Origin of the sequence: Helicobacter burdigaliensis, from assembly GCF_003670295.1 — a bacterium.
Lineage (GTDB): Bacteria > Campylobacterota > Campylobacteria > Campylobacterales > Helicobacteraceae > Helicobacter_D > Helicobacter_D burdigaliensis.
This window is the reverse complement of sequence record NZ_QXJG01000023.1, coordinates 21,055-27,288: the sequence shown is the minus strand read 5'-3', so window position 1 is coordinate 27,288 and position 6,234 is coordinate 21,055. Positions and strand designations below refer to the sequence as shown.

General features: G+C 33.3%; 5 protein-coding genes. 2 read left to right on the top strand and 3 right to left on the bottom strand.

The features are described 5' to 3' along the window. Positions 1–2,440, top strand: a 2,440-nt coding sequence (locus tag EBF09_RS07775; protein WP_157978195.1) for a hypothetical protein, incomplete at its 5' end; no start/stop codon positions are given. Positions 2,441–2,880: 440 nt separating this feature from the next. Here the strand turns inward: EBF09_RS07775 and ubiE are convergent. From ubiE to hemJ, 3 genes are read right to left on the bottom strand one after another with little or no spacing between them, the layout of a single operon-like run. Continuing rightward, positions 2,881–3,600 (bottom strand): bifunctional demethylmenaquinone methyltransferase/2-methoxy-6-polyprenyl-1,4-benzoquinol methylase UbiE, encoded by a 720-nt coding sequence (gene ubiE / locus EBF09_RS07770; RefSeq protein WP_121764544.1) that lies wholly within the window; start codon positions 3,598–3,600, stop codon positions 2,881–2,883. After that, positions 3,601–5,028, bottom strand: coding sequence for an argininosuccinate lyase (gene argH, locus EBF09_RS07765; protein WP_121764543.1), 1,428 nt, complete (start codon positions 5,026–5,028; stop codon positions 3,601–3,603). It abuts the gene before it with no gap. Positions 5,029–5,037: 9 nt separating this feature from the next. Continuing rightward, positions 5,038–5,469, bottom strand: coding sequence for a protoporphyrinogen oxidase HemJ (gene hemJ, locus EBF09_RS07760; protein ID WP_121764542.1), 432 nt, complete (start codon positions 5,467–5,469; stop codon positions 5,038–5,040). A gap of 139 nt (positions 5,470–5,608) precedes the next feature. Here hemJ and EBF09_RS07755 point away from each other — a divergent pair, with 139 nt between their 5' ends. Then, positions 5,609–6,232: a UPF0323 family lipoprotein gene (locus EBF09_RS07755; RefSeq protein WP_121764541.1), complete on the top strand. Its 624-nt coding sequence runs from the start codon at positions 5,609–5,611 to the stop codon at positions 6,230–6,232. Positions 6,233–6,234 lie beyond the last annotated feature (2 nt).

Below are 6,234 nucleotides of genomic sequence, written 5' to 3'. Positions count from 1 at the left end.
TAATGAAGAACTAAAGAAACCTAGTGGAAATGTAAATGAAGAACTACATCTCGTAGGGAATAATGTATTTATTAATGCGGATAGTTCTTATATTAAATCTGATAAAATCAATCTTACTGCAACTAACAAAGCAGAAATTCAAAGAACAATGATTGATTTTGCAGAAGATGATTATAACTTTTATAAAAACATACAAGGGGAGATTGTAAAAGCTGATTATAAAGATTATACAAACAATACCACAAGTGGAAAAGACTTTCAAAAGATTGTAACTCTAGGCAATATGGGAGATGAAAAGAAAAATGCAATAGAATGGTGGTATTTTGCTAATGGGTGGAATTATCACGAAAATGATGCAAAAGGCAAAGGAGATATTAGAAGTATTGATGAATTTAGATTAGTGGGGGATATTGATTTTAGTGGAAATAAAGGAGAGGGAAAAGTAGGTAAAGATTGGCAAAATTATGCTAATTATTGCATAGAGGGACTTGGTTGTGCGAGTATGATTGTGGGGTCAGGCATTAATGATGCTTTTAGGGCCAACTTTGATGGACAAGGATATACACTAAAGAATATTAATATTGATACGACAATTACGGGAGATTATAAACCTAAATATGTGGGGATATTTGGGTATATTGATGGAGGAGAGTTTAAAAATATTAATGTGGATTATATGGGTGGAGGAGCTAAAATGGATGCTGATATGTCGTTTATAGGTGGTTTTGCAGGATATATTGACAAAGGAACTTTTTTAAATATTGTTTTAAATAATATAAAAAATATTGAAAGCGATAATTCATTTACGGGAGGATTTGCAGGGAGTACAGATGGAAATTTCAAAAATATTAATCTAAGCAATATAGGCAATATTAAAGGTAGATATGCAGGTGGATTTGCGGGGGTAAACTATTCGGGAGGAGTTTATCAAAATATTTCCTTAAGTGATTTAAAAAAGATTGAAAGTGAAATATATGCAGGTGGTTTTATGGGGGAAATTAATGGCTATGGAATTTTTTCTAATATCCAACTTGATGATATAGAAAATATCTGCGGTTATGATTCTGGCGGTTTTGTTGGAGAAATTTATGGTGGTAGTAATTTATCTAGTATCACATTAAACAATATAGGAAATATCAGTAGCAAAGGTAGTTCTGGTGGTTTTATTGGGATAGGTTATGGAGGAACTTTTTCAAATATCGTTTTAAATAATATAGGAAGTATTAGTGGTATTATTGTGGGTGGCTTTGCTGGAAGTATTGAAGTAGATATAACCTTTGAAAACATCTATATCTACTTTAATCCTAATGCTACAATCCAAGGTAAAGAAAATGCAGGTAAATTTGTGGGGGAAATTTATAATAACAACGCCTCCCATGTCTTTGAAATTGTCTTCAATAATGTCAATCTCTACTATGCAGATAGTCAATTTCAAGGATTAGAAGATATAGGATACGAGGGAGGTAATGTCACCATCACAGGCAAAATCACTTCTATAAAAGATAAAACCCACGATGAATTTATCCAAGCAGTATTAGAAGATAAAGCTTTAAAAGAGGCAGGAATCTATCAAGATGATAAGGGCAATCTAAGCTTCTTTGAACCTTTGGATAATGGTAATGGTAGCAATGGAGATAACAATAACGATTCTGGCTTCAAAGATGAAAACGGAGATGGCTTAAATGATGTAATTCTAACCAAAGATGACTTCAGCCCAAAAATCCTAGAAGAAATCCTAGGCAATTTAAACTTTAATCTCTTAGAGATTAAAACTGAAGAAGATATAAGAGCTATCAAACAAACCCTAGAATTCTTATTAGCCTTTATAGGAAGCGATGGATTAGAACAATTAGGTATCTTTAGTAAATTTGATTTAGCAAATAAAAATCTAGCTAATGAGATTACACAAGAAAAGATTAATAATCTCTACAATGCTTTATTAAAGAATCAAGAAAATATTCAAAAGATTAATGCCTTTAATCAAAAGTTTCAAGAATATATGAAAGAATACAATACTTATCTAACAGGTTTAGAAGAGTGGCTAAAACCACAATTAGAAGCAAAGTATAAAGAACTCATTTCTTTAAGAAAGGATATGGAAGAATCCTATAATAAATTACAAGGAGATATAGGAACTATCTTTACACTCAATAAAGATTATAAAGCATTAGCAAACAATAACAATGTAAGATTTAATCTTGCTTCTTTAAATCTTATTCCTTTAATCCCTAATGTAGATAAGGATGATAATCAAAAGATAACTTCTCCTCTAAAAGACATTAATGCTTCTATGATAAATAAAGAAAAGATAGTCTTAGTAAAACCAGCAGAAGAAGAAAAAGAAGCTCTAGATGAAGAAAAAGGAACTCTAAATAGTAGAACTTGTGTAGTAAGTGAGAATTTTAAAACAAATAATCCTTGTATGGCAGAAAGAATCTAAGATTCATATTTAAGACATCTAGCAGAAGATTTGGGAAGATTTTAGAATGCACGAACACTAAGTTCGCTAACATTCTAAAATTTCCCAAAAGCTAAAGCTATATGCCGTAACTACTATAATTTATTATTTTAGCTTTTTATCTTTTTGAAACTTACTGATCTTTAAAAACATTAACTCCTTGAAAAGCCCTTTAAAACTTTTATTCTATGCAATAACTACTAGAATTTATAATTATTTTTGTTACTGCAAATAATCCTAAGCTACTTATATTATCATTGCGAGGAGCAAAGCGACGAAGCAATCTAAAAGAATAACATCCAAGGATAAATTCCTTTAGACTGCCACGCAAATGCTAACGCATTTATTTGTAATGATTTTTAGGTTATTTAAAAGCGAGTAAATCCATAAAGCTTAATGAATACTCAAAATGCTAGATGAATTTAATTCTTTTTAAAAATTAAAAGTGTGCAGACATTTGCAGAAAATGATTTTGTATATATGGAGCTAAAGCCTAATTCTTCTAGCTCTAAAATAAGCTTGTTAGCAGTTAAAAACTCTTCAATAGAATCGGGTAAATATTTATAAGCTTTATAATTTTTAGAAATAATCCCGCCCACAAAAGGCAAAATATTTTTAGTATAAAATCCCATAAGTTTTTCTAAAAGGCTGGGATTTTCGCATTTTGTAAATTCTAAAATCACTAAAAGCCCCCCCTTTTTTAAAACTCTATTAAATTCTTCAAAGGCTTTTTTGCGTTCTACTACATTGCGGATTCCATAAGCGATGGAGAGCACATCAAAAGAAGTGCTTTCTAGTGGAAGCTTTGTGGCTTCAGATTGTAAAAATTGAATTTCTGGAAGCTTTTTTTTGGCTACTTCTAGCATATTTTTGCTAGGATCAATCCCTACAATTTTATTAATTTGTATGCGGTTAGATTTTGCGTTTTTTATCCAGTGATTTATCATATCGCCTGTGCCACAAGCAACATCAGCAATGCAGAGATTTTCCAAGCTTTTTGTGCTAAGACTTTTAAAGACAAAATTACAAGCTTTTTTACGCCAAGCTATATCTATCCCACAGCTCATCACGCGGTTAGCTAGATCGTAGCTATCTGCGATATTATCAAACATACTAATAATTTCTTGTTGTTTTTGTGACATTTAAAATTCCATTTTTCTTTGATTTTTATGGTGTGCTATTGTAGCAAGGCTTAGCCAAGATTCTAGACTTTCAATTTGAGCGAGAGTGCTTTTTGTGGAAGTCCCTCCATAAGAGTTTCTGCTATTCATAGAGTTTTCTAAGCTTAAAGCACTATGGGCTTCTTTTGGGATAGCACTATCAACCTTGCAAAGCTCTTCTATGCTAAGCTCACTTAAATCTTTGCCTATACTTTCAGCATAGCTTACTGCTTTTCCTGTGATGTGATGGGCTTCTCTAAAGGGGATATTGCAGTGGCTTACTAGAAAATCCGCTAAATCTGTGGCACATAAATGCCCTTTTTTGCAAGCTTCTTGCATTTTGTCTTTGTTGATTTGCATCGTTTTTAAAAGATCTTTTAAAATTTGCAGACAAATCTCCATATTTTCAAAGCTATCAAATACAGCTTCTTTATCTTCTTGAGTGTCTTTGTTGTAAGCTAGTGGAAGCCCTTTAAGCACGGTTAAAAGCCTAAAAAGATTCCCATACATTCTCCCACTTTTCCCCCTTAGGAGTTCAGGGACATCGGGATTTTTCTTTTGTGGCATAATGGAGCTTCCAGTAGAATATGAATCGCTTAGTGTGATAAATCTAAATTCATAGCTACTCCACAATACAAGCTCTTCTGCAAGGCGTGAGATGTGCATACTAAGCATACTTAAATCGTATAAAAAATCTAGTGCAAAATCTCTATCGCTTACACTATCAGTGGCATTTAGCGTAGGTGCTTCAAAGCCTAGTGCTTCTGCAGTATAGAATCTATCAATCGCATAAGGAGTTCCTGCAAGTGCAGCAGAGCCAAGCGGAGAGAAGTTGTTGCGTTTGTAGCTTGAAGTTAGCCTTTCAAAATCTCTTACAAACATACAAGTATAAGCACACATTATAAAGCCAAAATTTACAGGTTGGGCGTGTTGGAGATGCGTCATACCGGGCATTATGGTTGTGGTATGCTCTTTGGCTAAGTCTAGCAAAGTAGAAATAAGCTCCAAAACTAATGAAGAAATTTGATAATTAGCACTTAGGGTAAAAAGCCTAAAATCAAGTGCCACTTGATCGTTTCTGCTTCTTGCAGTATGGAGCTTTTTACCTGCATTGCCTATAAGTTCTGTTAGGCGAGATTCTATTGCCATATGAATATCTTCATCACTAAGTTTAAAGATAAATTCCCCATTTTCAATTTCTTTTTTAATGCTATCTAGTCCCTTATGGATTGCTTCTTTTTCTTCTTTGCTTAAAATCCCACAACGCTCTAGCATACTAGAATGTGCTTTAGAGCCTAAAATATCTTGCAAATAGAGCTTTTTATCAAAAGGGAGTGAAGCATTAAAAGTATCTAAAATCTTAGCTGCACCCTCTTTAAATCTTCCGCCCCAAAGTTTTGAATTTTCCATAAAAATTTCCTAAAATGGCTTTAAAATCACTAAGATTGTAATAATGATAAGGGCAAGGGTTGGGACTTCATTGTAAGCGCGGAAAAATTTACCACTTTTTTTACAACGATCTTCTCTAAAAGCTATCATATAGCGATAAAGGCTAAAATGATAAAGTGCAAGTAAGACTACAATTAGGATTTTAGCATGCATCCATCCGCCCCCGCTAAGGAAGCTAGGCTCTAAATAAAGTAACCAAATTCCTGAAATAAATGTGCAAATTAATGCAGGATAGCCAATGAAGTTAAAAAGCTTTTCTTCTTGGATTTTTACCACATCACAAAAGCCTTTGTTGCTAATGTGTTCTGCATGATAAACAAAAAGGCGTGGCATATAAAAAAGCATCGCCATCCAAGATACAAAAGAAAGAATGTGAAAAATTTTGACATAATAAAAAGTCATTTAAAACCCTTAAATTTGAAAAATAAAATAGGATTATAGCTTAAGGAACTTAAAATTTTATAGTTTTGTGTGAAAGTTTGTTAGATAAAGTTATGTTATAATCTCTCTACTTTAAATTTAAAGACAAGTGGAGTTTAGTATGAAGCAATATTTAAAGAAGATTAAAGATCCAAAGATCGCGGGAATCTTTGCTAAAAGTGGTTTAGGGCTTGTTGCGGTTTTGGCAATCAGTGGTTGTGGAAGCTCTGAAAATAATAGTGCAAATAGTGGGCTAGAAGAGGCTACTAAAAAGGGTGCTACTGTGATGATTGAAGAGCAAAGTGATGGAAGCTATAAGATTTTAGAAGAATATCCAAGTAGCACCACAAGGGTAATTTTAAAAGAAAAAGATGGCAATGAGCGGATTTTAAGCCAAGAAGAGATTGATAAAATCATCGCTGAAGAAAACAAAAAGATAGAAGCTGGTACTTCACAGCTTACAAACCCAACAGGTGGGGGGCTATCTTTAGGAGAAACGATTTTAGCAAGTGCTGCTGGAGCGATTTTAGGAAGCTGGATAGGTAGTAAGCTTTTTAACAATCAAAACTACCAAACACAGCAAAGAACGACTTATAAAAGCCCTCAAGCTTATGAGCGTTCTCAAAATTCTTTTAAACAAAATGCAGCAGGCACAGCAGGGCGTAGTGGATTTTACTCACCAAATTCTAATAATTCTCCTGCTAGCACAACCCGCTCTAGTCAATCTAGCTCATTTGGAGGATAAGT